The organism is Vescimonas fastidiosa (genome assembly GCF_018326305.1).
In the GTDB taxonomy this organism is placed as follows: domain Bacteria; phylum Bacillota; class Clostridia; order Oscillospirales; family Oscillospiraceae; genus Vescimonas; species Vescimonas fastidiosa.
On record NZ_AP023416.1, the window covers coordinates 209,636 to 230,482 of the forward strand.

37 protein-coding genes are annotated in these 20,847 nt (G+C 53.8%); 27 read left to right on the forward strand and 10 right to left on the reverse strand.

The window, feature by feature from the left end; translation table 11 throughout:
* Positions 1-2: 2 nt before the first annotated feature.
* The 8 genes from KI236_RS08160 to KI236_RS08195 all read right to left on the reverse strand — a co-directional run bounded on the left by KI236_RS08160 (position 3) and on the right by KI236_RS08195 (position 7,682).
* Positions 3-773, reverse strand: a complete 771-nt coding sequence (locus KI236_RS08160) for an MBL fold metallo-hydrolase (protein ID WP_212821013.1) — start codon at positions 771-773, stop codon at positions 3-5.
* A gap of 4 nt (positions 774-777) precedes the next feature.
* Positions 778-1,659, reverse strand: a complete 882-nt coding sequence (locus KI236_RS08165; RefSeq protein ID WP_212821015.1) for an NAD(P)-dependent oxidoreductase — start codon at positions 1,657-1,659, stop codon at positions 778-780.
* 140 nt (positions 1,660-1,799) lie between these two features.
* The gene (locus tag KI236_RS08170) at positions 1,800-3,077 is read right to left on the reverse strand and encodes a TRAP transporter large permease (RefSeq protein ID WP_212821017.1); all 1,278 of its coding nucleotides are present in this window, start codon (positions 3,075-3,077) and stop codon (positions 1,800-1,802) included.
* A complete protein-coding gene (locus KI236_RS08175; protein ID WP_212821019.1) occupies positions 3,074-3,580 on the reverse strand; it encodes a TRAP transporter small permease in 507 nt (168 codons plus the stop codon). The genes KI236_RS08170 and KI236_RS08175 overlap by 4 nt, the downstream gene beginning before the upstream one ends.
* A gap of 18 nt (positions 3,581-3,598) precedes the next feature.
* Positions 3,599-4,600: a TRAP transporter substrate-binding protein gene (locus tag KI236_RS08180; protein ID WP_212821021.1), complete on the reverse strand. Its 1,002-nt coding sequence runs from the start codon at positions 4,598-4,600 to the stop codon at positions 3,599-3,601.
* 258 nt (positions 4,601-4,858) lie between these two features.
* The gene (locus KI236_RS08185; protein WP_212821023.1) at positions 4,859-5,590 is read right to left on the reverse strand and encodes a FadR/GntR family transcriptional regulator; all 732 of its coding nucleotides are present in this window, start codon (positions 5,588-5,590) and stop codon (positions 4,859-4,861) included.
* A 481-nt stretch (positions 5,591-6,071) separates the two neighbouring features.
* The gene (locus KI236_RS08190) at positions 6,072-7,073 is read right to left on the reverse strand and encodes a tyrosine-type recombinase/integrase (RefSeq protein WP_212821025.1); all 1,002 of its coding nucleotides are present in this window, start codon (positions 7,071-7,073) and stop codon (positions 6,072-6,074) included.
* Positions 7,074-7,088: 15 nt separating this feature from the next.
* Positions 7,089-7,682 carry a helix-turn-helix domain-containing protein gene (locus KI236_RS08195; protein ID WP_212821027.1) on the reverse strand — a complete coding sequence of 198 codons (594 nt, stop codon included), beginning with the start codon at positions 7,680-7,682 and terminating at the stop codon, positions 7,089-7,091.
* A 303-nt stretch (positions 7,683-7,985) separates the two neighbouring features.
* Between KI236_RS08195 and KI236_RS08200 the strand changes: the two genes are divergently transcribed.
* A complete protein-coding gene (locus tag KI236_RS08200; RefSeq protein ID WP_212821029.1) occupies positions 7,986-8,156 on the forward strand; it encodes a hypothetical protein in 171 nt (56 codons plus the stop codon).
* Positions 8,153-8,329, forward strand: coding sequence for a hypothetical protein (locus KI236_RS08205; RefSeq protein ID WP_212821031.1), 177 nt, complete (start codon positions 8,153-8,155; stop codon positions 8,327-8,329). Before KI236_RS08200 ends, KI236_RS08205 begins: the two co-directional genes overlap by 4 nt.
* 21 nt (positions 8,330-8,350) lie before the next feature.
* Here the strand turns inward: KI236_RS08205 and KI236_RS08210 are convergent, their stop codons facing one another.
* Both KI236_RS08210 and KI236_RS08215 read right to left on the reverse strand, forming a co-directional pair.
* Complete coding sequence (locus KI236_RS08210; protein WP_212821033.1) at positions 8,351-8,710, reverse strand: hypothetical protein; 360 nt, start codon at positions 8,708-8,710, stop codon at positions 8,351-8,353.
* A gap of 2 nt (positions 8,711-8,712) precedes the next feature.
* Positions 8,713-9,075 carry a helix-turn-helix domain-containing protein gene (locus KI236_RS08215; RefSeq protein ID WP_212821035.1) on the reverse strand — a complete coding sequence of 121 codons (363 nt, stop codon included), beginning with the start codon at positions 9,073-9,075 and terminating at the stop codon, positions 8,713-8,715.
* Between the two features lie 603 nt (positions 9,076-9,678).
* On the opposite strand from KI236_RS08215, the gene KI236_RS08220 reads away from it, so the two are divergent.
* From KI236_RS08220 to KI236_RS08340, 25 genes are all read left to right on the forward strand, one after another.
* Entirely contained in the window at positions 9,679-9,873 is a 195-nt protein-coding gene (locus KI236_RS08220) for a helix-turn-helix domain-containing protein (protein ID WP_212821037.1), read from the forward strand.
* Positions 9,870-10,073: a hypothetical protein gene (locus tag KI236_RS08225; protein ID WP_212821039.1), complete on the forward strand. Its 204-nt coding sequence runs from the start codon at positions 9,870-9,872 to the stop codon at positions 10,071-10,073. The genes KI236_RS08220 and KI236_RS08225 overlap by 4 nt, the downstream gene beginning before the upstream one ends.
* Before the next feature lie 140 nt (positions 10,074-10,213).
* Complete coding sequence (locus tag KI236_RS08230) at positions 10,214-10,504, forward strand: hypothetical protein (protein WP_212821041.1); 291 nt, start codon at positions 10,214-10,216, stop codon at positions 10,502-10,504.
* A complete protein-coding gene (locus KI236_RS08235) occupies positions 10,491-10,685 on the forward strand; it encodes a hypothetical protein (RefSeq protein ID WP_212821043.1) in 195 nt (64 codons plus the stop codon). The genes KI236_RS08230 and KI236_RS08235 overlap by 14 nt, the downstream gene beginning before the upstream one ends.
* On the forward strand, positions 10,682-11,350 hold the full coding sequence (locus KI236_RS08240) for a DUF1071 domain-containing protein (RefSeq protein ID WP_212821046.1): 669 nt from the start codon (positions 10,682-10,684) through the stop codon (positions 11,348-11,350). The genes KI236_RS08235 and KI236_RS08240 overlap by 4 nt, the downstream gene beginning before the upstream one ends.
* Before the next feature lie 571 nt (positions 11,351-11,921).
* A complete protein-coding gene (locus KI236_RS08245; protein WP_212821048.1) occupies positions 11,922-12,467 on the forward strand; it encodes a hypothetical protein in 546 nt (181 codons plus the stop codon).
* Entirely contained in the window at positions 12,460-12,738 is a 279-nt protein-coding gene (locus KI236_RS08250; protein ID WP_212821050.1) for a hypothetical protein, read from the forward strand. Before KI236_RS08245 ends, KI236_RS08250 begins: the two co-directional genes overlap by 8 nt.
* A gap of 11 nt (positions 12,739-12,749) precedes the next feature.
* A complete protein-coding gene (locus tag KI236_RS08255) occupies positions 12,750-13,154 on the forward strand; it encodes a single-stranded DNA-binding protein (RefSeq protein ID WP_212821052.1) in 405 nt (134 codons plus the stop codon).
* 16 nt (positions 13,155-13,170) lie between these two features.
* Positions 13,171-13,344, forward strand: coding sequence for a hypothetical protein (locus KI236_RS08260; RefSeq protein ID WP_212821054.1), 174 nt, complete (start codon positions 13,171-13,173; stop codon positions 13,342-13,344).
* 4 nt (positions 13,345-13,348) lie between these two features.
* A complete protein-coding gene (locus KI236_RS08265) occupies positions 13,349-13,993 on the forward strand; it encodes a DUF6291 domain-containing protein (RefSeq protein WP_212821056.1) in 645 nt (214 codons plus the stop codon).
* Positions 13,974-14,642, forward strand: coding sequence for an ATP-binding protein (locus KI236_RS08270; protein WP_212821058.1), 669 nt, complete (start codon positions 13,974-13,976; stop codon positions 14,640-14,642). The genes KI236_RS08265 and KI236_RS08270 overlap by 20 nt, the downstream gene beginning before the upstream one ends.
* 156 nt (positions 14,643-14,798) lie before the next feature.
* A complete protein-coding gene (locus KI236_RS08275; RefSeq protein WP_228738127.1) occupies positions 14,799-15,302 on the forward strand; it encodes a DNA cytosine methyltransferase in 504 nt (167 codons plus the stop codon).
* A gap of 1 nt (position 15,303) precedes the next feature.
* Positions 15,304-15,801 carry a class I SAM-dependent methyltransferase gene (locus KI236_RS08280; protein WP_212821060.1) on the forward strand — a complete coding sequence of 166 codons (498 nt, stop codon included), beginning with the start codon at positions 15,304-15,306 and terminating at the stop codon, positions 15,799-15,801.
* Between the two features lies 1 nt (position 15,802).
* Positions 15,803-16,108, forward strand: coding sequence for a hypothetical protein (locus KI236_RS08285; RefSeq protein ID WP_212821062.1), 306 nt, complete (start codon positions 15,803-15,805; stop codon positions 16,106-16,108).
* Position 16,109: 1 nt separating this feature from the next.
* The gene (locus KI236_RS08290; RefSeq protein ID WP_212821064.1) at positions 16,110-16,304 is read left to right on the forward strand and encodes a hypothetical protein; all 195 of its coding nucleotides are present in this window, start codon (positions 16,110-16,112) and stop codon (positions 16,302-16,304) included.
* On the forward strand, positions 16,297-16,677 hold the full coding sequence (locus KI236_RS08295) for a RusA family crossover junction endodeoxyribonuclease (protein ID WP_212821066.1): 381 nt from the start codon (positions 16,297-16,299) through the stop codon (positions 16,675-16,677). The genes KI236_RS08290 and KI236_RS08295 overlap by 8 nt, the downstream gene beginning before the upstream one ends.
* Positions 16,670-17,254, forward strand: a complete 585-nt coding sequence (locus KI236_RS08300) for a hypothetical protein (protein ID WP_212821068.1) — start codon at positions 16,670-16,672, stop codon at positions 17,252-17,254. Before KI236_RS08295 ends, KI236_RS08300 begins: the two co-directional genes overlap by 8 nt.
* Positions 17,248-17,697, forward strand: coding sequence for a 3D domain-containing protein (locus KI236_RS08305; RefSeq protein WP_212821070.1), 450 nt, complete (start codon positions 17,248-17,250; stop codon positions 17,695-17,697). Before KI236_RS08300 ends, KI236_RS08305 begins: the two co-directional genes overlap by 7 nt.
* Before the next feature lie 212 nt (positions 17,698-17,909).
* Positions 17,910-18,242: a hypothetical protein gene (locus KI236_RS08310; RefSeq protein ID WP_212821072.1), complete on the forward strand. Its 333-nt coding sequence runs from the start codon at positions 17,910-17,912 to the stop codon at positions 18,240-18,242.
* Positions 18,242-18,763 carry a hypothetical protein gene (locus tag KI236_RS08315; protein WP_212821073.1) on the forward strand — a complete coding sequence of 174 codons (522 nt, stop codon included), beginning with the start codon at positions 18,242-18,244 and terminating at the stop codon, positions 18,761-18,763. The genes KI236_RS08310 and KI236_RS08315 overlap by 1 nt, the downstream gene beginning before the upstream one ends.
* Positions 18,764-18,949: 186 nt before the next feature.
* Entirely contained in the window at positions 18,950-19,150 is a 201-nt protein-coding gene (locus KI236_RS08320; protein WP_212821074.1) for a hypothetical protein, read from the forward strand.
* On the forward strand, positions 19,143-19,580 hold the full coding sequence (locus KI236_RS08325) for an RING finger protein (RefSeq protein WP_212821075.1): 438 nt from the start codon (positions 19,143-19,145) through the stop codon (positions 19,578-19,580). The genes KI236_RS08320 and KI236_RS08325 overlap by 8 nt, the downstream gene beginning before the upstream one ends.
* On the forward strand, positions 19,567-19,842 hold the full coding sequence (locus KI236_RS08330) for a hypothetical protein (protein WP_212821076.1): 276 nt from the start codon (positions 19,567-19,569) through the stop codon (positions 19,840-19,842). Before KI236_RS08325 ends, KI236_RS08330 begins: the two co-directional genes overlap by 14 nt.
* Before the next feature lie 220 nt (positions 19,843-20,062).
* The gene (locus KI236_RS08335; RefSeq protein ID WP_212821077.1) at positions 20,063-20,356 is read left to right on the forward strand and encodes a hypothetical protein; all 294 of its coding nucleotides are present in this window, start codon (positions 20,063-20,065) and stop codon (positions 20,354-20,356) included.
* Positions 20,357-20,366: 10 nt separating this feature from the next.
* The gene (locus KI236_RS08340; protein WP_212821078.1) at positions 20,367-20,831 is read left to right on the forward strand and encodes a hypothetical protein; all 465 of its coding nucleotides are present in this window, start codon (positions 20,367-20,369) and stop codon (positions 20,829-20,831) included.
* Positions 20,832-20,847 lie beyond the last annotated feature (16 nt).

Sequence of the window (20,847 nt, forward strand, 5' to 3'; positions counted from 1 at the left end):
GATTAAAGCTCGATTTGCTGCATCGGTTCCGTCAGCGGCAGGACCCGCAGCCCACTGTCCGCCGCCCCACGCGGCATACGCCGCGCCATATCCTGCATATGCATCCCGTCGTCCTCTGGAAAGGGGACATGGTAGACGCACAGCGTATCCGTGTCAAAATGCCCGTGAAACAGGCGTGTATTATAATAAGCCTGGTAAAACAGGGGATTGAGGAACACCGCGTACAGGGGTGTGTCCGCCAGCCGGGAGAAGTCCTCGTGGAGATAGTCACTGTCCGCCGTGAACAGCACCCGCCGCCCGTCAAAGGTCAGCAGGTAGCACACATGGGGGACGGAGCGGTACTCCTCTCCCAGGTGGGGCACCATAAACGCCTGCACCGAAATATCCGGCTCGATCTGTATGGCGGCCCGGTCCGTATCGCGGCACAGGGGCACACAGGGGATGCCCTCCTGCCGCAGCCACCGGCTGAGCTTCTGCACCGCCGGGGACTCGTCCTTGGGATAAAACAGGCCCTTCACCCTCCGGCGCTCCAAAAGCGCCCGGACCATCTCCGGGTCAAAGTGGTCGGGATGGTAGTGGGTGAACAGCAGGTAGTCCAGCCGCTCAAAGGGCGGTCGGCCCTGAAGCATGGCCTCCCGGCAGCCGGGGGGCAGGAGGCTGAAGGGATTGTCCTTTCTGCCGAACAGCCCGTCCAGGAGCAGAGCCGTGTCCCGGTAGCGGATCAGAACGCCGGCGTTGGCCAGCAGGGTTACGCGGATGGGATAGCGGTCCATAGGTTTATTTTTCTTCGCCCACGGTCACATCCATCTTGTCCTCGTAATACTTGACCATGGCGATCTGGTCCTCGTCGATATGGCCGTTGTCGTTCATCCAGTCCATGACCCGCAGCACCACATCGGTCATAGGCGTATCCACGCCCATGTGATGGGCAAAGTGCTTGGCATTGAGAATGTCCTTGCGGTGAACGGCTACCCGGGCGCCGGGCTCGAAGTCGCGCTTGATGAGCTTGGGCACCTTGTTTTCATACACGGGGCCGCCGGCAAATCCGCCACGGGTGGCCTCGAAGGTGGTCTGCAGGTCGATGCCCGCCTTGGCGGCGAAGGCATAGGCCTCAGCGATGACGACCATGTAGGCCCCGGCCACCATGTTATTCACCAGCTTGGTGACGCTGCCGCTGCCGCTGCCGCCGGTGTAAACGGGATGGCCCATGCACTCCAGCAGGGGCTTTACGCTCTCAAACACTTCCTTGTCGCCGCCGGTCATAATGGCCAGGGTGCCGGCAATGGCCATGGGATTACCGCCGCTGATGGGGGAATCCAGCAGGTACATACCCGCTTCCTTGACGGTTTTATACAGGTCCTGGATGATGTCGGGGGCGGTGGAGCTGAGGTCAATGATGATGTTGCCCCGCTTGCCGTAGCGCACGGCGTCCTCCACGGACTTGCGGATAATGGCGTGGGTGGGCAGGATCTGCATGATGATGTCACACTGCTTATAAATATCCGTCTGCTCCTTCACCGGCGTACCGCCTGCGGCGGCGAACTCGTCCAGGCGATTCTGGGCCACATCAAAGCCCAGCACCTCACAGCCGCTCTTTTTAACCAGATTTTTTGCCATAGGCAGTCCCATAACGCCCAGGCCCAGGAAACCGATCTTCATATACATACATCTCCTTATTGAAATACATATGGAAACTCAACAAACTCCTTATTTTTTCCCTCCGTACCTCCCGCCCCCGGAGGGGCGGGAAGCACATTGGAAACAGAAAAGGAGTGTATAGGGGGGGCAATATTAAGTCCTTACTTCTTCAGCAGGGACGGCAGCCATGTGGTCAGCGGGTCCACATAGGTGATCAGCAGCAGCACCACGATGCTGATGAGCAGCAGGGGCATCAATGCCTTCAGGGACTTGCTGAGGCTGGTCTCACCGATCTGATTGCTCAGCAGCAGGCACAGGCCCACAGGAGGCGTGACCAGACCGATGCACAGGTTGAAGCTCATAACGATACCGAACATCAGGGGGTTGATGCCGTACAGGGTCAGCAGAGGCATCAGAATGGGGGTCATCATAATGATGGCGGCATTGGCCTCCATGAGCATACCGATGATGAGGAACAGCAGGTTCAGCAGCAGCAGGATCAGCACCCGGCTCTCGGTGAGGCTGGAGAAGGTGTCCAGCAGCAGGGCCGGCAGGCCGGAGGTGACCACCACATAGCTGGAGGCCTTGGACAGGCCCACCATCACCATGATGGTGGCGGTGGAAACGGAGGCCTCCACAAAGGAGGAGGGCAGCTCGCTCCACTTGGTGTCCTTGTAGACGAACAGGCTCACGATCAGGGCGTACACCACGGCCACGGCAGCGGCCTCGGTGGCGGTGAAGATACCGCCGAAGATACCGCCCAGAATGATAATGGGCATCAGCAGCGCCCAGATGCTGCTCTTGAAGGTCTTGGCCACCTCCTTGGCAGGCATCTTCTCGTGGGCGGGGAGGTTATAGCGCTTGGCATATACCAGGGCGTAGCCCATGAGGCACACCACCAGCAGCAGGCCGGGGATCACGGAGCCGATAAACAGCTTGGACACCGACACATTGGTGATGGAGGCGTACACGATCAGGGTAATAGACGGGGGAATGATGGGGCCCAGAATGGACGAAATGGACGACACGGCCACGGCAAAGGGAGCGGGATAGCCCTCCTTCTTCATGGCGGGAATAGTCAGGCCGCCGATGGCGGAGGCCGTAGCCACACCGGAGCCGGAGATGGCGCCGAACAGGCCCGAGGCCACCACCGTTACCAGGGCCAGGCTGCCCTTAATGCGCCCGATAAGGGCGTTGGCCACATCGATGAGCTTCCCCGTAATACTGCGGGACATAAGGTTGCCCGCCAGGATGAAGAAGGGAATGGCCAGCAGGGAGGAGGAGTTCATGCCGGCAAAGAGCTTCTGGGGCAGCACCAGCATGGGCAGGTCCGCCATATTCAGAGCTATCAGGGTGCCGATGCCCAGGGAGATAAAGATGGGAATGCCCAGGAAGGACAGAAGCAGCAGCAGAATAAATACAAGCAGTCCTGCGTTCATACGGCGGTACCTCCTTTCTTTTCGTCAGCCAGTTCCTGAATGTTCTTGAGAATGACCTCTATGGAGGTCAGCACCATCAGCGCCGTGCCGATGGGTACACAGGTATAGGGAATGGACATGGGCAGGCCCAGGCCGGCGGAGGTGTTAGGCGCGCCGCTGCGCACCAGCTCCAGGGAGAGGATGAACAGGTATACCAGGAACACCAGGCCCACCGTCGTGGCGCAGATGGTGAAGATCCGGCGCATATGGGGCTTCAGGGCGTTGAGTACAATGTCGATCTGCAGGTGGCTGTTGCGCCGCACGGCAATGGCCGCGGCCATCATCACATTGAAGATGAACAGGTAGCGCACCAGCTCCTCGCTCCAGGCCGGGGAATTGTGGAACACATACCGCATAACGACCTGATAGAACATGATCAGCACCATGGCCGGCACGGACACGGTCAGAATGACCCTCTGGATCTTCTCCAGAATATCCAGAAATTTGGAATACGCTTTGATCACGACAATTCTCCTCCTTTCTTAGCCCTTAGCAGGATCCATGGCGGCGATGCGCTCCACCCAGTCGGCAAACGCGGGATAGTTGGTGGCGGCGAAGTCCTTGAAATGCTCGGCGAAGGCGGCGTTATCCACCTCGATGATGGTCTTGCCCTCGTCCTCCAGCTCCTGCCAGGCCACGGCATCCTTGTCCGCCTGCTGCTCACTGATGGCCCGACCCGCGAACTCGGCGGCCTCCAGGGTGGCCTTCTGAATGTCGGCGGGCAGGCTCTCGAAGTACTTCTTGTCCATGATCACCACATTGCAGCCGTAGACATGGTTGGTCTTGATCCAGTAGTTGCACACCTCGTCAAAGGCGTAGTTCACGGAGTCCACCACGGGGTTTTCCTGGCCGTCCACGGTTTTCTGCTGCAGAGCGGTGTAAACCTCGTTCATGGGGATCGGGGTGGGGTTGGCTCCCGCCCACTGCCAGGTCTTCAGATACATCTCTAGATTGGGGGCACGGAGCTTGAAGCCCTTGAAGTCGGCAACGGTTTTCAGCTCCTTGGTGGCGCACACCACACGGGGGCCGCGGTAGGACGCGCCCATGAGCTTGAAGCCGGCGTCATCGCCTACGGCGTCCTTGATCTCCTGACCCAGATCGCTGTACCATACATTCATAAAGTGATCGTAGCTGCTGAACATATAAGGCATAGCCTCAATGTTGGCCAGGGGGGTAAAGGTAGCCAGCGTACCGATGGACTCGCACATCACATCGGCCACACCTGCGTACATGCCCTCCAGCACCTCTGCCGTGGTGCCCAGCTGGGCGCCGCCGTACAGGTCTACCTGCACCCGGCCGTCGGTCAGCTCCTTGATCTTCTGGGCAAAGAGAACGCCTGTGTCATAGGCATTGTCGCCCTCGGTGGAGTTCAGCGCCATTTTCCAGCGGTATTCCACCTCGTCGTCGTTTGCGGTGTTTGCGCAGCCCGATAACAGGCCCGCCAGCATCAAGCCCGCCAGCACCGCTGCCATCAGCTTTTTCATACGATTCCTCCTAACTCTCAAAGTTTCTCAAATTCGCTCTCAAAAAGATGGTAATTTGGTCATACCATCTAACCACGATACCAAAATACCACCTTTTTCGACCCTCGTCAATCCGCAATTAAAACCGAATTTTGAGGATGGGAATTGTCTATTGTGTATAAAAAATTTTTAATAAATTTACTAAAGCGAAAAAAGAGGGGATATACCCTTTCTTCACAGGGTATATCCTCCTCTTTTTCTTGTCGGGAAATTAATTTCTCAGGCCTCCTCCGGCACAGGGGCCTCCTCCTCGCCGCTGTCCCGGGCGGGATAGCACAGGGCGTATCGGGAAACGACGTTCAGGTGCCGGATCATCGCCTCCTGGGCCTCTGCCGCATTTCGGTTCTTTACGGCCATGTAGATCTCGTGGTGGGTCTGCTGGGTCAGCTCCTTGTAGCGGGGCAGGTCCCAAAACCGCATCCGCACATCGGCGATGAGATTATTCACCAGGTGAATGGTGGAGGCCAGCATGGCGTTGTGGCTGGCCACGGCCAGGGCATCGTGAAACTCCACATCGTGCATATAGTTGGCGGGGTCCTCGTCCAGGTTGCGGATGGCCTCGTCCAAAGCGGCCATGTCCTCCTCCGTGGCGCGCTCGCAGGCCAGGCCCACGATGCCCACCTCGATGACCCGGCGGAACTCGTTGAAGGGCTCCGTTCCGCCCATCTCATTGGAGCACTCGATCCAGGTGCGGGCCTTCTGAATATAGTCCGCGTCCCGCAGCAGCACCTTCCGGTTTCCCCGGCTGTCGATGGCGCCTAAAAACTCCAGAATAGCCAGGCACTCCCGCAGAGAGCCGCGGCCCACGCCCAGCATCTCCGCCAGGTCCCGCTCCGAGGGCATATCCTCGCCCACCCGGATGTGGCCGTCCTCAATGGCCTTGACCAGGGCCTGCATGATCAGCTCCGGCACCCGCGGCGCGTTATTCTGCTGTATTTTCTCGATGTGCATGGCCGTTCCTTACCCTTTCTGTTTTGCCATAACGGGGCAGCATTCTTCTTATCTGCCTATTCTACACGGAATTTTTACATAAATCAATGGTATGACCAAAAATTTTTACGCCTCCGACCCATCTTTTTCCCACAAAATCCATTAATATATAATGTATAGGGCGCTTTGCATCTATACTGCTTTTGCCAGGCCCGGGGGAAATGCTATTTTTGCAACTTTTAGAGGCATTTGGCCAAAACCGAGAAAAGCGTACTTCGGCAAAATGACGAAAAGCCCCGGAACCCATGAGATTCCGGGGCTTTTGACGATGGTGCGCGGTACAGGACTTGAACCTGTGACCCCATGCACGTCAAATATACCTGTTCTGAATATATAAGCACAAAAGTTAATAAAAATAACAATATTTGTTGCGATTTTGCAACTTTTCGCCGAGTAATTTTGCACAGGCCTGCCTTGGCTCCCGTCGGTAACTAACAAACTACTAACAAATTTTCGCCTTTTTAACGGCCTGCACCAATTCCTCCGCTGACGTATGGACATATATATTTGCGGTAGTGGAGTAGTTGGCGTGGCCGAGGATCCTCTGTAGCGTCTCCGGAGCAATCCCCGCTTTTCTCGCCCAGCTCGCATAGGTGTGCCGGGTGGAGTGCGGCGTTTTGCGCTGGATTTTTAATTTTTCCAAAAGCGGGTAATAATCCCGACGGCGGAAGTTTGCTGGTTTTTTTTCACCAGCATAGCCGGATATGAGCAGCGGGCCGGTGGCCTTATTTGCAAAATAGGCAAAGTATGGGAGCCCTTCGGGGCGGATGGGGATGATCCTGTTTCGCCCGGCTTCCGTCTTTTCACCGCCGATCACATAATCTTTGTGATAGTCTTTAGTCGGGAGAGAAAACAACTCCCCTATGCGCATGCCTGTGTAAATCAGCATGAGGATAATTTTTGCGGTGTCGCTGCCGTCCGCTTCCAGCTTGCTTATTTCAGCATCGGTAAATGTTTCTTTTTCTTTTTTTGTGTTTTCGGGGAGCTGGACGAATTTTGCAAAATTTGTTGTGATGATCTCCTCGCGCATGGCCCATGTGGACATCTGCGTTATGAGCTGCTTATACTTGGACACAGTGCTATGGGATTTATGCATATGGGCATCCAGCACGCCTTGGAAATCTGCCGTTTTTAATTCCCGGAACTTCCGGTCGTGCAGCGGCGCAAAAATTTTAAATGCGCCGTCATAGCCCTCTATACCGATTGGCCCTATTTTTTTGTAATGCTCCACTTTCCAAGCGTCGAACACTTGGGCAAAGGTCATGTTGTACCGCTCCGTTAAATCCTTGCCTGCAAGACGTTCCAGCGCCGCTATAGCATCTTTTTTGGTGGGGTAATATCCTATAATGATTTTTTGCTTTGCGGCCACCCAGGGCCTGCGACGGCGCCCGGCGAGCTTATACACTGTCCCGGTTCCGTTGGCCCTCCTCATTGCTTTTCCCATTTTTATCCTCCTGCCCTATATTTTATCGGTTTGATGGCATCTGTAATATCGCAGTGCGTTAATCAGCGCAGCAATTATTACACCGATGCCTACCGCAAGCAGCGCAAATAGCATCCAGCCGAGTGATGTAATCTTCCCGTTGCGGATAAGCCCTGTGTGGGGGACGCTTGAGTCAAACGCCAAATATCCAAATATTATGGATACGGAAATCGACAGCGAAACCGCCAGGATATACACCAAAATTTGCAATACGCGCTCCTTTTTTTCGTGCTTTGCCACTGATCCGGTCAGTTGCTCAATGCCGCCCTCCAAGTGCGCAATGCGTAGGTCTGCGCTATGCTTTGCATCTGCATCGGCCATTGCTCTGTGGGCCTCTGCAAGCTGCTCCTCCGTGGATGGTCTCTTTACGATACCAAAATACTCATCTATAGACACACCGAGGGCGGCGCATATAAGCCCCATTTTGTATAGGCTTGGATCCTTTGACGACGCAGAAAAGTAATTGCTGATCGTGGACGATGACAGATCTGTTAAATCGGCTAAGTCTTGCGTGGTAAGATGCTGGTCTTCTTTTGCCTCTCTGCAAATATCCTGCAAAGTTTTTTCCATTTCTTCCCCTCCTGCCCTATTTCGGGCAAACATCTCCGCTTGTTTTTATCGGCTAATCGGATATTATCCGGTTTTTGTATTGACTTGCCAAACAGCAAACTGATACCGTGGGTATGCGGCCAAGAGCCGGTGACGGCGATAGGCGGCAAAAATCCCCACCGTCCGGTGCGGGGGCGGTGGGGATAAATCACATAAGATCATCACAGAAAACACTTCCCCTAAAATTTTTCGCCTTGTTGCCCTAAACTGTGCAACAAATGCCATATTTTGACTATGGGTAGATAAACCGAAAGGAGAAATAATGTGGATTGGAAGCAGAAAAGTATAAAGATGGAAATTTTAAGCTGTGAAACGAAAAATAAATGTAATATAATAAAGAATGCAGAGCATATTGCGTTACTTTCTGAGGCGATTTCTTTGGCGAGTAAAATGACCCGCACTCAGTTTGATAAAATTATGGAGGCGATAAAATGAAAATTTGGGCTATCAGTAAAGAAAACGGCTACGAGCGCGAAATCGGCCTTGAGCTGGACGGCGTTGACCGCGAAACAGCCATCAGTGAGCTTTACAAAATTGCCAGGAATCTTTTTGCCGGTGAACTTGATATGTTTTGGAAAGAGGGAGAGCAGGGCAAGGCGACCTTTTAAAGCTACGCTTTACGCTTGCACTCAATTACGGCTTGCAGCTGGTCGGGATACTGCTGCGCGATTTGGGCATTCCCTCACGATTAAACGGCTGAGTTCGTCAACCTTTTCTGCCGTTTCTCCCGTGGCTTTTGCGCGATAAATGCCGACGGCGTTGGTAGCGGACTGAAAGTTTGCGGGAGCCGGATACTTTGCATATAAGGAAACGGCGGCAACCATCGCATCAAAATCGGAATCGCAAGCGGCCTCTTTCTCGTGCGCCCATATTGCCCGCAGCTTTTCGATTTCTGCTTTTGCTGTCCGCTTAGAAATGTAGACAGACACTCCGGCGGATGCCAAAACAGAAAAGGCGGAAACGCCGATTTCACCCCACGAAATACTCATAATTAATTCTCCAAAGCCCCGCGGGCGGCTTTGATAAAAATCCGCAGGGTTTCCTTATCCATTTTTTTCAAAAGCTCGACAGCTTCTTTCAAATCTTCATCTTCCATTACGCCCTCGATCTCCGGATCGGGGGCTTTTTTTGCGCCCTCCGAAGCTGCGTTGGCGGATACATCGTCTGGCATAATGTCCTCTACGGAAACGCCGAGATATTCGGCAATAGCGGGAAGGCGAGCATTTGACGGCTTAGTTTTCCGCGTGTTCCATTGGCTATAAATGCTATTTGATAGCCCTAATGCGCGGCTTAAATCGGCTCCATTTTTGCCATTTTTGCTCAAGTAAAAGTTGATTTTGTCTATAGCGTCCATTTGCACCTCGTGTATATTGTGCAGTTCGCCAAAACTAATAAAAACTAATAGAAAGCGGTTGACTTATAATTTCTAATTAGTTATAATAAGAATCGGCGGGAGGCAATACAAAGCCGAGCCCCCTGCACTTAGCGGACTGCGGAAAATATTAAGGGTTGTTGGCACTTCCATAATACCACAGTTTGCTAAGTTGTCAAGAAAAACTTAGTTTTTGTTGATTGCGGAGAGGAGGAAAAGGCGAAAAGAAAAACACCCGCAGTCCGTTTGCGGGCGTTTTCTTCCCAGATTTGTTACCAGAGTGCGCTGCACAGACTGTTCACCGGCAATCCTTAGCCGATGGCCAAGCCGTCATTCTTGCGGCTCGGAAATGCCAGTCTGACGAAAAACGGACTTCCGTTTCTGTGACGCACCGCTCACTTTGGCAGTTCTGGGGCAGCCTGACCCTATCGCATTGCGCCGGTACTTCGGTCTGGAACGGGCAAAGTCAAAAGGTTGGTCAAAAAGTCCACCTCCTTAAATTTGCCGCAAGGGCTAAAGGCAGTATAACAAATTCCCCCGCCACAGTCAACGAAAACTAAGTAAATACAAACTGGAGGTGAAAGAATGAGTTTTCGCAGCGCTCGATTGGCCGCTGGTCTGAGTGTCAAGCAGGTAATCGAGAAACTAAAGGTGACGGATGCGGCGGTTTACATGTGGGAGACCGGCACGCAGGCACCGAGAGCCAGCCGCTTGCCGGAGATCGCCGAGCTGTACGGCTGCACGGTGGACGAGCTGTTGAAGAAGGAGGCTGACAAATGATCGAAACCATGACGCTGCACCAGGCATCGAAGTATCTTAGAGATAAAGGCTTGAGCCTTTGTTCTGACACCCTGGCCGACGGCCTGGAGCAAGGTGTGTACCCCTTCGGCGTGTGCATCCGCACCGACCGCAGCCGGGTATTTCAGATTTTTAAAAAGAAGCTGGATGCGTGGATCTCGGAGGTAGAGGCGGACGAATGATTTTTGCGAAGAGGAGGACATGATGGATACTTACACATTGACACTGGTCATCATCGGCGCGGCAACGGTGGCGTGGATGTTCGTGAAGCTGGTGGACAAGCTGGATAGACCAGGCAAGTGAGAATTTGGGAGGAATGAAGATGCAAAGACATTACTACGCCATCGTGGCTGAAAGGTGCGGCGTCCGGGTAATTATGCGGTCGGAGTGCGATGTGGCCGAGGTGGGCGACCTGGTTAGCGGCAGCAATAAGGCAGTCGTATATTCCGGGTACAAGGTCATCACAGAGCCGCACTTTGTCCTGTGCGGGACCAGTGAGGACGATTTTCTGAACGCCCTGTATGCGGGGGATATTCCCCAGGTTTCCAAGGTCACCCGGGATGTGTGGAAGCTGGAGCTGGAAGAGGAGGATGCATCCGATGTGGACATCTGACCCGGTATGGGACGCGGAGTGCTACGCCGCAGAGCAGGATAGGCAGACCGACCGGCGCCCCGTGTGCGACTGCTGTGGGGAGCCTATCCAAGAGGATTGTGCATTGCATTACAAGGGGGTTTGGCTCTGCTGGGAGTGCGTCAACAACAATGAGGAGTATATCGAGGAGGCTTGGGAATGAGCGATAACGGAGGAAAAGGAATGCTTAAATCATTTGATGAACTTGTAAAACTGGATGTGCGTCCTTACTGCGATGTGCGGGATGCAAAGGACGAAAGTGGGAAACTAATTAAAGTCCCCTATCTGAGCTGGGCAAAGTGCGTGAAACTGCTGCACGAAAACGGCGCGGAATCCGTTTGGTATGCGCCCGTTGAATGCCCGGAAACAAAGACCTATCTTTGGCCGCAGGCAAAAGTAGTCACGAGCAAGGGGCGGGAAACCGAGTGCTGGTTTGTGCGGGTGCTGATCCACATTGACGGCATGGAATACACCTATGACACCCCGCTGCTGAACGGATCGCTTGTTGTATACACCGATACGCTGAACCAGCTCCGCATAAACAATGCCCTGGCGAGAGCATTTGTGAAGGGCGTGGCCATCCGCACGGGGCTTGGATTTGACTTGTGGGCAGAGGGAGATACCGACGATGGCGAGGACGATTTGAGCCGCCATAGCATTTGGGCAATAAAAGAGCGGCTGGAAAGGCTCATCACTATCAAGGAAAAGAACGGCCTTGACCACAGAGATTTGCTGGCCAGTGTTGGCATTAGCGACAAGCAGCTAAATAACCTTATGGGATATTTCGCGACGATTGACAAGCTTGAAAAGGCGGTCAGCAAACTGTGATACGGAACCACGATAGGAGCGGATGGTTTGGAGCGTCGGACACGGCTACGATTATGGGATCGTGGGGCACAGAAACATTCCGCAGATGGTGGGCTGTAAAGCTTGGTATTCGGCAAGACCATTTTTCCAATGCGGCGATGCAGGCCGGAACGGCATACGAACACAAGATACTGGATGCCGCGAATGTCCAAACGAGAGATAGGCAGATAAAAGTGCGCCGTTTGCGGCTGCGCGTGAATTACGACGGGGAAACCCGCGACATGATACACGAGGTCAAAACGCACAGCAAGCCTGTTTTTAAGGTCACCAAGGGATATTGGATGCAGTGTCAAGTGGAGATGTACGCCAGCGGATGCGGAATCTTTAGAAAACGGAAAGCCTGCCAAATCATCGCATATCGGATGACACCGGCGGAATATGAGAATTTTTTCCTTCCGATCGACATGAACAGGCTTTCAACTCACAAGGTCAAGTATGACAGCGAGTGGGTAGAATCACAGTATCTCCCACGCCTGCGATATTTGTCAAAATGCTTAAAGCGCGGGAAGTGGCCGCAGTCAGAGGAGGTAATATGCAGCAAGTAACCGTTGATGCCGCCCGGTGGCAGCAGGACAGCGATGGAGCGTGGCTGTGCCTTCGGGTGCAGTCCCCCCGGGCGGCAATGGCCGTGTGCGACGAGCTGCAGCCCGGCAAGGAGTACACGGCGCAGATTAAACGCAGGGGCCGGAGCCTGGATGCCAACGCCTATGCGTGGGTGCTGATGGATAAGCTGGCGGCGCACTACGGGTTAAACCCGGAGGATATTTATCGGGAGAAGATAAAACAAATTCCCGGGGTCAGAGATGTGGTGTGCATCCCCGAAAAGTCAGCCGATTTCTTCTGTAAGAGCTGGTCGGCAAAGGGCATCGGCTGGATGGCAGAGCGGTTTCCCTCAAAGCTCGACGGATGCGTATGCGTTACGGTGTGGTACGGATCCAGCACCTATGACACCTTGCAGATGTCACGACTGATAGACGCGATCGCCGAGGACTGCCGGGAGGCCGAGATCGAGACCATGACACCCCAGCAGCTGGATGCGCTGAAATCTCGATGGGAGGAGGCGCAGGGCATTGGATGAGAAACGGTGCTTTCTTTGCGGCAGAAACGGCGCACAGGACCCACTGGACCGGCACCACATATTCCCGGGCCCTTACCGCAAGAAAAGTGAGAGATACGGCCTTGTGGTGTATCTGTGCCACAGCAGATGCCATATCTTCGCGAAAACCGCCGTACACAACAACGCCTTAAAAATGCGGCAGCTGCAAAGATACGGCCAATTAAAGGCCATGCGGGAGCAGGGCTGGACGGAAGATGACTTCCGGCGTGAATTCGGAAAAAGCTATTTGTAAGGAGGAAAAAGATGGTAAACAGAATGATTTTGCAGGGGCGGCTTTGCTCTGACCCCGAACGCAGAGCCACACAGAACGGGACAACGGTGTGCAGCTTCCGCTTGGCGTGGAGCGAGAAGGTAAAGGACAGAGAAACGAAGCTGTTCCTCTCCTGTGTGGCATGGCAGGGAACGGCAGAGCTGATCTGCACCCACTTTACCAAAGGCAAGGAGATCATCGTGGAGGGCAAGCTCTCCAGCCGGGACTATGAGGACAAGGCCGGCAACAAGCGCACCGTGGTGGAGCTGACTGCCGACAAGGTACATTTCTGCGGCAGCAAGGATGCTGTACAGAAACCCACGTATACCTTCGCTGTACAGGAACCCACGCAGACCTTCACGGAGATTTCCGAGGATGACGGCGATTTGCCGTTCTAATTGGAGGTGACGAGGGATGACATTTGACGCGATTATCTACGATGCCGATAGCATTCGAGACGCACTTTCCGATTCTCTTACTAACAATGTTTTACGAATTGATGATCTTTCGGAGGAGGATGCAGTGCAGTTAGCCTGCATTTTTACGGATCACGGAATCGGTATTTGCCTACTTCCGCGCAAGGAGTAAGTGCATGGCGGATATGACATACATCAAGCTGTTCATCGATTACTTAGATGCGATAGAGCCGCTCGGTGACGCAGAGAGGGGGCGGCTTTTCACTTCCTTGTTGGTTTATGCAAGGACGGGCGAAGCCCCGCAGCTCGGCGGGAACGAACGGTTTTTATTCCCGATGATGCGGGCGCAGATAGATCGAGACAACTCCGCAATGGATAGTTTATCCGACGCACGAAGCGAAGCCGGAAGAAAGGGCGCAGAAGCAAAACAAGCAAATGCCAGATTTGCCAAGCAAAACAAGCAAATGCCAGATTTGCCAAGCAAAACAAGCAAAGACAAAGACAAAGACAAAGACAAAGACAAAGACAAAGACAAAGACAAAGACAATAGCGCGTCGCCGTTTGAATCGTTTTGGGCGGTATATCCCCGAAAAGTCGGAAAGCAGGCCGCAAAGAAAGCATTTTCCAAGGTTTCTGTGCCGGTTAAAACGCTTATCGATGCCGTCAACAGTCAGAAAAACAGCGAACAGTGGCGCAAGGATAACGGTCAATACATCCCAAACCCAGCCACATGGCTGAATCAAGGCCGATGGGATGATGTGCTGACGGAGGCCGGAGCGCAACCAACGAAGGAGGAGTACCATGTCGGAACATGGCTGTGACATCTGCGGCGGGCTGGGCTACACCGTCCGGCGCACGGAAAGCGGCGAACTGGTGAGTAGCACTTGCAAATGCGAGATCATCCGGCAAAACAGAATTCGCATGGAGCGTTCCGGGCTTGCTGGTCTGCTGGATAACTGCACATTCGAGGCATTCCAAACGCGGGAGTATTGGCAACAGGCCGCAAAACAAGCGGCGGAGAAGTATTTGACCGACTGGAAGGGCAAGTGGTTTTTCATCGGCGGCTCTCCCGGAACTGGGAAAACCCACTTGTGTACGGCGATTTGCGCCAAGCTGATGGACGGCGGAATCCCTGTCCGGTATGTGCAATGGCGGGGAGATATTCCGGCAATCAAGGCAAAGGTAAACGATGCGGAAGCATACACCGAAGCCATGCACCCGCTGAAAACCGTCCGTGCGCTGTATATCGACGATTTCTTAAAGGGCAGCGTTACGGATGCCGACAAAAACATTGCCTTTGACCTGCTGAATGCCCGGTACATTGACCCGGATGCAATCACGATCATCTCCACGGAGTTGACCATTGACCGCATTTTGAGCTGGGATGAAGCAATCGGCAGCAGAATCAACCAGCGTGCAAGGGATTATATGCTTAACATCGGCAAAAAGCAGAATTGGAGGCTGAAATGAAAGTTTTGGTTGCTTGCGAGGAATCGCAGGAGGTATGCAAAGCGTTTCGGGCAAAAGGCCATGAATCGTATAGCTGTGACATACAGGAACCGTCCGGCGGCCACCCAGAGTGGCACATTTTAGGCGATGCCCTTGTGGCTATCAAGGGGGGGGCAAGTGACCACGATGGACGGACAGACGCATGATGTGGGAAAATGGGATTTGCTGATTGCACATCCACCGTGTACTTATCTCAGCAATGCTGGAGCCAACAGACTTAGAGTCAACGGTGAGATTCAGCCTGGACGCATGGAAAAAGCGAAAGCAGCCAGGGCCATGTTTATGGAGATGCTGGATGCCGAAATTCCGAGAATTGCTGTTGAAAACCCGGTCCCGGGCAAAATTCACGGTCTCCCGCCATACTCCCAGATTATACAACCATATATGTTCGGGGATGCCTGGCTAAAAAGAACATGCTTATGGCTCAAAAACTTACCATTGCTGATGGCCACGAATTGCGTAGTGCCAACTGGGAAATGGGTGGAAACTACTCCGCACGGTAGAGCGGCCAGACCTGGGGAATGGGAGAACAAAGGGCGGAGAACGCCTAAGGAACGCTCCAAGACATTCCCCTCTGTCGCAAAGGCGATGGCGGAGCAGTGGGGTGGATTGGAGGGATGACATGACAAAGAAAATTCTTGATGCCACCTGCGGATCTCGGACGATATGGTTTAACAAAAGCCATCCTGCCGCAATCTACTGCGATTCGCGGGACGAGGAATATACGGGGATTTGGAAGAGCACAAATCGCGATTCTGAACGAACCTGCGTCGTGCATCCAGACATACAGTGTGATTCTACGGATCTGCCGTTTTTGGACAACACATTTTCTCTTGTCGTTTTTGATCCACCGCACCTTCGCCGCATCGGGGAAAACTCTTGGATGCGGAAGAAGTACGGACAGCTCGGCGAGAACTGGCGCGAAATGTTGCATGACGGATTCCGCGAGTGTATGCGCGTATTAAAACCGGACGGCGTGCTGATTTTTAAGTGGGCAGAAACGCAAATCCCCGCTGCAGATGTTTGGGCGGCAATCGGAGAACGCCCGCTTTTCGGGCATCATAGCGGAAAGAAGTCACAGACCTTTTGGGGATGTTTTATGAAACTTATGGAGGATTGACATGGCCACATTACGCATGATTCCCGGCATTACATACACCCGGAAGAACCTGGAAGCACTCACCGGTATGCCGGACAGAGAGAACCGGCGAATGATCAGGGCGCAGCGGCGGCAGGGGGTACCCATTGTGGCTCTGCCGGATGGCGGGTACAAACTGGCGGAGACGGACGAGGAGAAGAAGATGCTCCTTGCCATGTACCGCAAGCGGGCTCTGGACGAGCTGGCTACCTACAGCATGCTTGCAAAGGCCATGCAGGTACCGGGTCAGATGACCGTGGAGGAGCTGCTGGACGGATTGGCGGTGTAATATGACAATCTACATGCGAGTAAGCCGGGACAAGTACGAGCTACCGGAGGCGGTGTCCGATTCCATCATTGAGCTCGCCAATATGTGCCATATTAACTGGCACTCTATCTACAAGGCAGTATACAACAGCGGCAGACGGTACAAAGGACGGCCCGGCTATGTGGCGGTGTCCATCGAGGAGGGAGACGATGATTGAGATCACGGTGCCGCTGGCACCAATCACAAAGAAAAATTCTATGCGGATCATGCACAGCAGCAAAACGGGGAAGCCGTTTATTATGCCGTCCCAGCAATATATGGACTACGAGGCGGAAGCTGTATGGCACTGCAAAATTGCCACACTGCAGCGTCTTATTGAGGAGCCTGTGGAGGTCAAATGCCTGTTTTATATGCCTACCCGGCGGCGAGTGGATTTGACAAATCTGCTGGAATCCATCGACGATGTGCTGGTGAAGTCCGGTGTGCTCAAGGACGACCACAGCGGCATTATCGTTAGCCACGACGGGAGTCGGGTGTTGTACGACAAGCAGAATCCCCGCACGGAGGTGTACATAGCTGACTATGAATGATTTTGATTACGACTGCATGCAGAAAAAACGAATAGCGATGGGTGCATTTGCTCACATCAACAGAAAACGCGGTGGGTGTTCGCTCCCCAGCGACGCCCTCACTGAAAAGCAGAGGAAGGAGAAAAACGGAGAAGTGAAAAGCTATAATATCACGCGGCCTATGCCGTGGCATGAATTTAAGGCTATGCCGGAGGATCTGAAACGCGAGTTTTTCCGCAACATGCAATCTTTCGGCGGTACGGCCAAATGGCTGGCGGAGGAAATGAACGCTTGTGATGCAACGATACGCCGCGAGGCGGAATTAGTAGGTGCGCCATTCCGGCGCGGTGGAAGAAACGCGGAGATGTGGCAGCGTAAAATCATGGAGTGGGCTAATGCGGATGCGGTGGACATACATCCGGCAGATGCACAGGTTGAGGGGGGGCACATCACCGCCGATGTACCGGAAGGCAAAAAACCACAGGTGGGAGCTAAGCTGCTGCATGCCCGGCTGGAGATGAGCGGTGACCGGGAATCCCTGCTTGCAAACCTACGGGTATTGCTGCCGGATGAAGGGCGGGTGACGGTGGAATGGTGAAAAGAAGCATGTTAATCGCGGCGCTGCTTGTAGCAATCTTGGGGGCCTTGGGCATTGCGTCTGCCACAGAGGACAGCGGGCAAACGCCGGAGACTGTAGTTGTGCCGCCGGGGGTGGTTATGCCCCGCGATGAGCCGCAGGAGACCCAGGAGACGCGGACGTGCGTATTTACCGTCACTGCGTACTGCCCCTGTGAAAAATGCTGTGGAGCGTACGCAAATGGCTACACAGCCACCGGCGAAAAGGCCACCCAGGGCGTGACGATCGCCGCAGACCCAGATGTGCTGCCGATGGGTACGGAAATCGAACTGGACGGCCATACATACACCGTGCAGGACACCGGCGGCGCCATTGCCGGAAATCGGCTGGATCTGTATTTTGACAGCCACGAGGATGCACTCCAATGGGGCGTGCGGGAAAAGATTGTGAGGTGGGCTGGATGAAAAGCCCCTGCGTAAAAGATTGCCCGGACAGGCTTCCATGCGGGGCCTGCCGGAAGAGCTGCGAGGCGTTCCGGGAATATGAAGCCCAGCGGCTGGAGCGGGTCAATGGGACTACTGTAGGCGCACTTACAGCCGGCAGAAAATCCATGTTCCGGCGCGGGTGGCGGAGCGCCCAACGGGGGAAGAATCACAAGAGATAGGAGGTTGACAATATGGATGCTGTGAAGTTTTTGGAAGAACGAAAGAGAATGTTCAAGAATGGCAACCCTGTGCCGGGCCTTGGCATTGATATCAATTACAATTCCGAGAAAGTAGTTAAGATCGTTGAGGAATGGTCGGCTGCACATCCGCGTAAGACACGGCAGGATTTGTTTCTTGAACAATGGCCGACCGCGTTGATGGACCCCATTGCCGAAGACGGACTTTTATATGCGTGTCCCACGCTTTTTTCCTCTGAATACAGGGATAAGAATGGATGTTGCGCAAAGCCTAATAGACCTTGCGCTGAGTGCCGCCGCGAGTTCTGGATGCAGGAGGTGGAGTGATGGAACGACTGACTGAAAAGCACTATCTTGGCACCGACCATTACATGAAGTGTTCTGGTAGCTGCAATGTGGACATGGATTGCATAGATTGCCCATCGTTTGACTGTCTGGTTGAACGCCTCGCCGCCTACGAGGACACGGGGATGACGCCGGAGGTGTTTCAATCTTATGTGGTGTTTCTTCAGGATTTAATCGGAAACCAAAAAGCCAGTGAGGCACTGGACAGGTTCCGCTGGCTGGCCGAGGCCGACAAGGACGGGCGAGTGATGGTGCTGCCTGTGCGGCCAGTCCTCACGCAGAGCATCGGAAGTATGCTGTATATCATCGAGGAAGGAGAAATTTTTGAGGACTCGCTGTGCGAAGCGCTTATCGGTATGGAAAGTAACGGAGAGATAAACATATTTTACACGACGCTGTCCGATCAAATATCTTTCGAGCAGGCTGACATCGGCAAGACCGTATTCCTCACCCGCGAGGAGGCGGAGAAAGCATTGGGGGCGATGAAGGATGGCAACGGTTAAGTGTGCGCTTGGCAAGCGAGGACGCCCGTCTCACGAATGGAACGACGGCAAGAAAGACCGCATCTACTGTCTCGGAAGGGTTGACCTGATGACGGATGACCCGTTGCCGCATTGCGTAGTTTGCCCTGATTTTGTGAAAAAAGCACAGGATGACTTAGAGGCATTTTACGGGAGGGAGGAAAGAACATGACGAAGCATTTTTGTGATCTTTGTGGAAAAGAAATACACAATTTTCAGGAAACTTATAGGGTCAGCGTGAAGAACAACGCAAGAATCCCCTACGCAAGCGACCCGAACATAGTGGATGTGGGGGAAATATGCCCTGCCTGCGCGAATCGTATCCATCAGACTGTGCGAGAGTTGAAACAGGAGGACGACAATGGCTGAATACATCGAGCGAGGCGCGTTGATGCAATTTCCCATCCGTCGCGATCATTACGACAGAAAGAACGGCAACAAACATTTTATAAACGGCATTGAATCGGTGTTGGAATATGCGGAGAATTTGCCCGCCGCTGATGTGGCTCCGGTGGTGCATGGGCGGTGGATATTCACAAAGAGACATTTGTGGTACAAGGACGAAAACGGAAACATTGACGAATGGAGAGTTGACAACGGTTTTCACAACGGGCCGGAATGTCAAATTTGCCATACGGCATTTTGCGAACATTGTACACCTGACTGGTCAACCACGGAGTGCGAAATTGGGCACTACTATTGCTCTGAGTGTGCGGAAACATCCAGAGATGCGCATGAGAACTACTGCCCCAACTGCGGCGCTATAATGGACGGAGGTGACAACAATGCGGCTGATTGATGCGGAAAAGCTGGTGGACATGCTGTATGACAACGAGTTTGCTGTACTTTGCCCACTGGACGAAGTAAGCGGGGTGGTTGATGCTTGCCCCACGGTGGATGCAGTGCCCGCGGTGCGGTGTAGGGGTTGTAAACACTGTAAAGAAGCGACTGACCACGAAGGGCGCGGTTTTTTCTGCGCGATTTGGGGGCGCGGGTGGCATCGGGTGCAGCCTGACGACTTCTGCTCCTACGGCGAACGGAGGGACGGTGCGGAATGTTAATTTGCACTTGCCCTAACGAGCTGGAATGTCCCGCATTATTATCAGATGTGGTGTGTTTTCCGTGGTGCGAATATCTGGAGGACGGTGACGGCGATGCTTGATGACTGCAAATGGATGCAGGACGAAATATGCGTCAACGCAGATTGCCCGGCGTGTGCGGATTATTGCCCAGTGGCAAATACACCGGGCGTATGCAAATACGAGGAAAGGGGTGATAGCGATGCTCAAAAGGGTAAACGGCAGACCGGTGCCAAATAATCCGGCTAAGGCCTACGAACTGGGCCGCCTGAATGGCACCAAGCAATGTATGGACAATGTTTCCTGCGTACTGCTGGACAAGTGCGGATTCCATGTGATGGAGGAGACGGCGGACGAGCACGACACCCGCAGCCTGGAATACTTACAGCAGTGCCTTGTGGAGCTGGTGGAGGCCAAAAACAACGGCTATATCAAGATGGCGGACATAGAAAAGGCTCTGCGGGGCGAATATAAGATGGTAAACAGTGCGGAGTAAAGGAGGGCAAATGAGCAAAAAGGCGACGCTGCCTTATGATGTGCGGTTGGAGTGCATTGCTTATGTGCGTGGATATCCGCGCCGGGTGCGGGCGTATCGCGAGGCCCGGGCGGAGATCCTGGGCGGGACGCATGGCGCCACAGAGGGCATGCCAACTGGATCGGGCGCTGGTAGGCCCGCCGAGAGCAAGGCGGAGCAGCTTGCAGCCATAGAGCGATGGCCGGAGACGCAAAAGATGCTGGCGGTGGAATACGCCATAGACCGCTGCGGCAGAGATATCGGCAGCGATACAATCCGGCGGCAGCTAATATATGGCATTATGCGCAACTGCCAAGGCAAGCACAAGTATGCCCGTAATCGGATCGTGATTCCGGGTATCAGCGAGAGAACATTCAGCCGGAGGAAAGAGCAATTTCTATATGACATAGCCATATATTGTGGTTTTGCAGAGAAAGTTGGCACAAATTCCGCCTAATGATGTGCTACAATAG

Excerpts from the sequence above, each read along its gene's own strand:
- KI236_RS08160 (WP_212821013.1), bottom strand. The coding sequence starts at position 773 with ATGGACCGCTATCCCATCCGCGTAACCCTGCTGGCCAACGCCGGCGTT.
- KI236_RS08165 (WP_212821015.1), bottom strand. The coding sequence starts at position 1,659 with ATGAAGATCGGTTTCCTGGGCCTGGGCGTTATGGGACTGCCTATGGCA.
- KI236_RS08170 (WP_212821017.1), bottom strand. The coding sequence starts at position 3,077 with ATGAACGCAGGACTGCTTGTATTTATTCTGCTGCTGCTTCTGTCCTTC.
- KI236_RS08180 (WP_212821021.1), bottom strand. The coding sequence starts at position 4,600 with ATGAAAAAGCTGATGGCAGCGGTGCTGGCGGGCTTGATGCTGGCGGGC.
- KI236_RS08185 (WP_212821023.1), bottom strand. The coding sequence starts at position 5,590 with ATGCACATCGAGAAAATACAGCAGAATAACGCGCCGCGGGTGCCGGAG.
- KI236_RS08190 (WP_212821025.1), bottom strand. The coding sequence starts at position 7,073 with ATGGGAAAAGCAATGAGGAGGGCCAACGGAACCGGGACAGTGTATAAG.
- KI236_RS08195 (WP_212821027.1), bottom strand. The coding sequence starts at position 7,682 with ATGGAAAAAACTTTGCAGGATATTTGCAGAGAGGCAAAAGAAGACCAG.
- KI236_RS08205 (WP_212821031.1), top strand. The coding sequence starts at position 8,153 with ATGAAAATTTGGGCTATCAGTAAAGAAAACGGCTACGAGCGCGAAATC.
- KI236_RS08210 (WP_212821033.1), bottom strand. The coding sequence starts at position 8,710 with ATGAGTATTTCGTGGGGTGAAATCGGCGTTTCCGCCTTTTCTGTTTTG.
- KI236_RS08215 (WP_212821035.1), bottom strand. The coding sequence starts at position 9,075 with ATGGACGCTATAGACAAAATCAACTTTTACTTGAGCAAAAATGGCAAA.
- KI236_RS08220 (WP_212821037.1), top strand. The coding sequence starts at position 9,679 with ATGAGTTTTCGCAGCGCTCGATTGGCCGCTGGTCTGAGTGTCAAGCAG.
- KI236_RS08225 (WP_212821039.1), top strand. The coding sequence starts at position 9,870 with ATGATCGAAACCATGACGCTGCACCAGGCATCGAAGTATCTTAGAGAT.
- KI236_RS08230 (WP_212821041.1), top strand. The coding sequence starts at position 10,214 with ATGCAAAGACATTACTACGCCATCGTGGCTGAAAGGTGCGGCGTCCGG.
- KI236_RS08235 (WP_212821043.1), top strand. The coding sequence starts at position 10,491 with ATGTGGACATCTGACCCGGTATGGGACGCGGAGTGCTACGCCGCAGAG.
- KI236_RS08240 (WP_212821046.1), top strand. The coding sequence starts at position 10,682 with ATGAGCGATAACGGAGGAAAAGGAATGCTTAAATCATTTGATGAACTT.
- KI236_RS08245 (WP_212821048.1), top strand. The coding sequence starts at position 11,922 with ATGCAGCAAGTAACCGTTGATGCCGCCCGGTGGCAGCAGGACAGCGAT.
- KI236_RS08255 (WP_212821052.1), top strand. The coding sequence starts at position 12,750 with ATGGTAAACAGAATGATTTTGCAGGGGCGGCTTTGCTCTGACCCCGAA.
- KI236_RS08260 (WP_212821054.1), top strand. The coding sequence starts at position 13,171 with ATGACATTTGACGCGATTATCTACGATGCCGATAGCATTCGAGACGCA.
- KI236_RS08265 (WP_212821056.1), top strand. The coding sequence starts at position 13,349 with ATGGCGGATATGACATACATCAAGCTGTTCATCGATTACTTAGATGCG.
- KI236_RS08270 (WP_212821058.1), top strand. The coding sequence starts at position 13,974 with ATGTCGGAACATGGCTGTGACATCTGCGGCGGGCTGGGCTACACCGTC.
- KI236_RS08280 (WP_212821060.1), top strand. The coding sequence starts at position 15,304 with ATGACAAAGAAAATTCTTGATGCCACCTGCGGATCTCGGACGATATGG.
- KI236_RS08285 (WP_212821062.1), top strand. The coding sequence starts at position 15,803 with ATGGCCACATTACGCATGATTCCCGGCATTACATACACCCGGAAGAAC.
- KI236_RS08290 (WP_212821064.1), top strand. The coding sequence starts at position 16,110 with ATGACAATCTACATGCGAGTAAGCCGGGACAAGTACGAGCTACCGGAG.
- KI236_RS08295 (WP_212821066.1), top strand. The coding sequence starts at position 16,297 with ATGATTGAGATCACGGTGCCGCTGGCACCAATCACAAAGAAAAATTCT.
- KI236_RS08300 (WP_212821068.1), top strand. The coding sequence starts at position 16,670 with ATGAATGATTTTGATTACGACTGCATGCAGAAAAAACGAATAGCGATG.
- KI236_RS08305 (WP_212821070.1), top strand. The coding sequence starts at position 17,248 with ATGGTGAAAAGAAGCATGTTAATCGCGGCGCTGCTTGTAGCAATCTTG.
- KI236_RS08310 (WP_212821072.1), top strand. The coding sequence starts at position 17,910 with ATGGATGCTGTGAAGTTTTTGGAAGAACGAAAGAGAATGTTCAAGAAT.
- KI236_RS08315 (WP_212821073.1), top strand. The coding sequence starts at position 18,242 with ATGGAACGACTGACTGAAAAGCACTATCTTGGCACCGACCATTACATG.
- KI236_RS08320 (WP_212821074.1), top strand. The coding sequence starts at position 18,950 with ATGACGAAGCATTTTTGTGATCTTTGTGGAAAAGAAATACACAATTTT.
- KI236_RS08325 (WP_212821075.1), top strand. The coding sequence starts at position 19,143 with ATGGCTGAATACATCGAGCGAGGCGCGTTGATGCAATTTCCCATCCGT.
- KI236_RS08330 (WP_212821076.1), top strand. The coding sequence starts at position 19,567 with ATGCGGCTGATTGATGCGGAAAAGCTGGTGGACATGCTGTATGACAAC.
- KI236_RS08335 (WP_212821077.1), top strand. The coding sequence starts at position 20,063 with ATGCTCAAAAGGGTAAACGGCAGACCGGTGCCAAATAATCCGGCTAAG.
- KI236_RS08340 (WP_212821078.1), top strand. The coding sequence starts at position 20,367 with ATGAGCAAAAAGGCGACGCTGCCTTATGATGTGCGGTTGGAGTGCATT.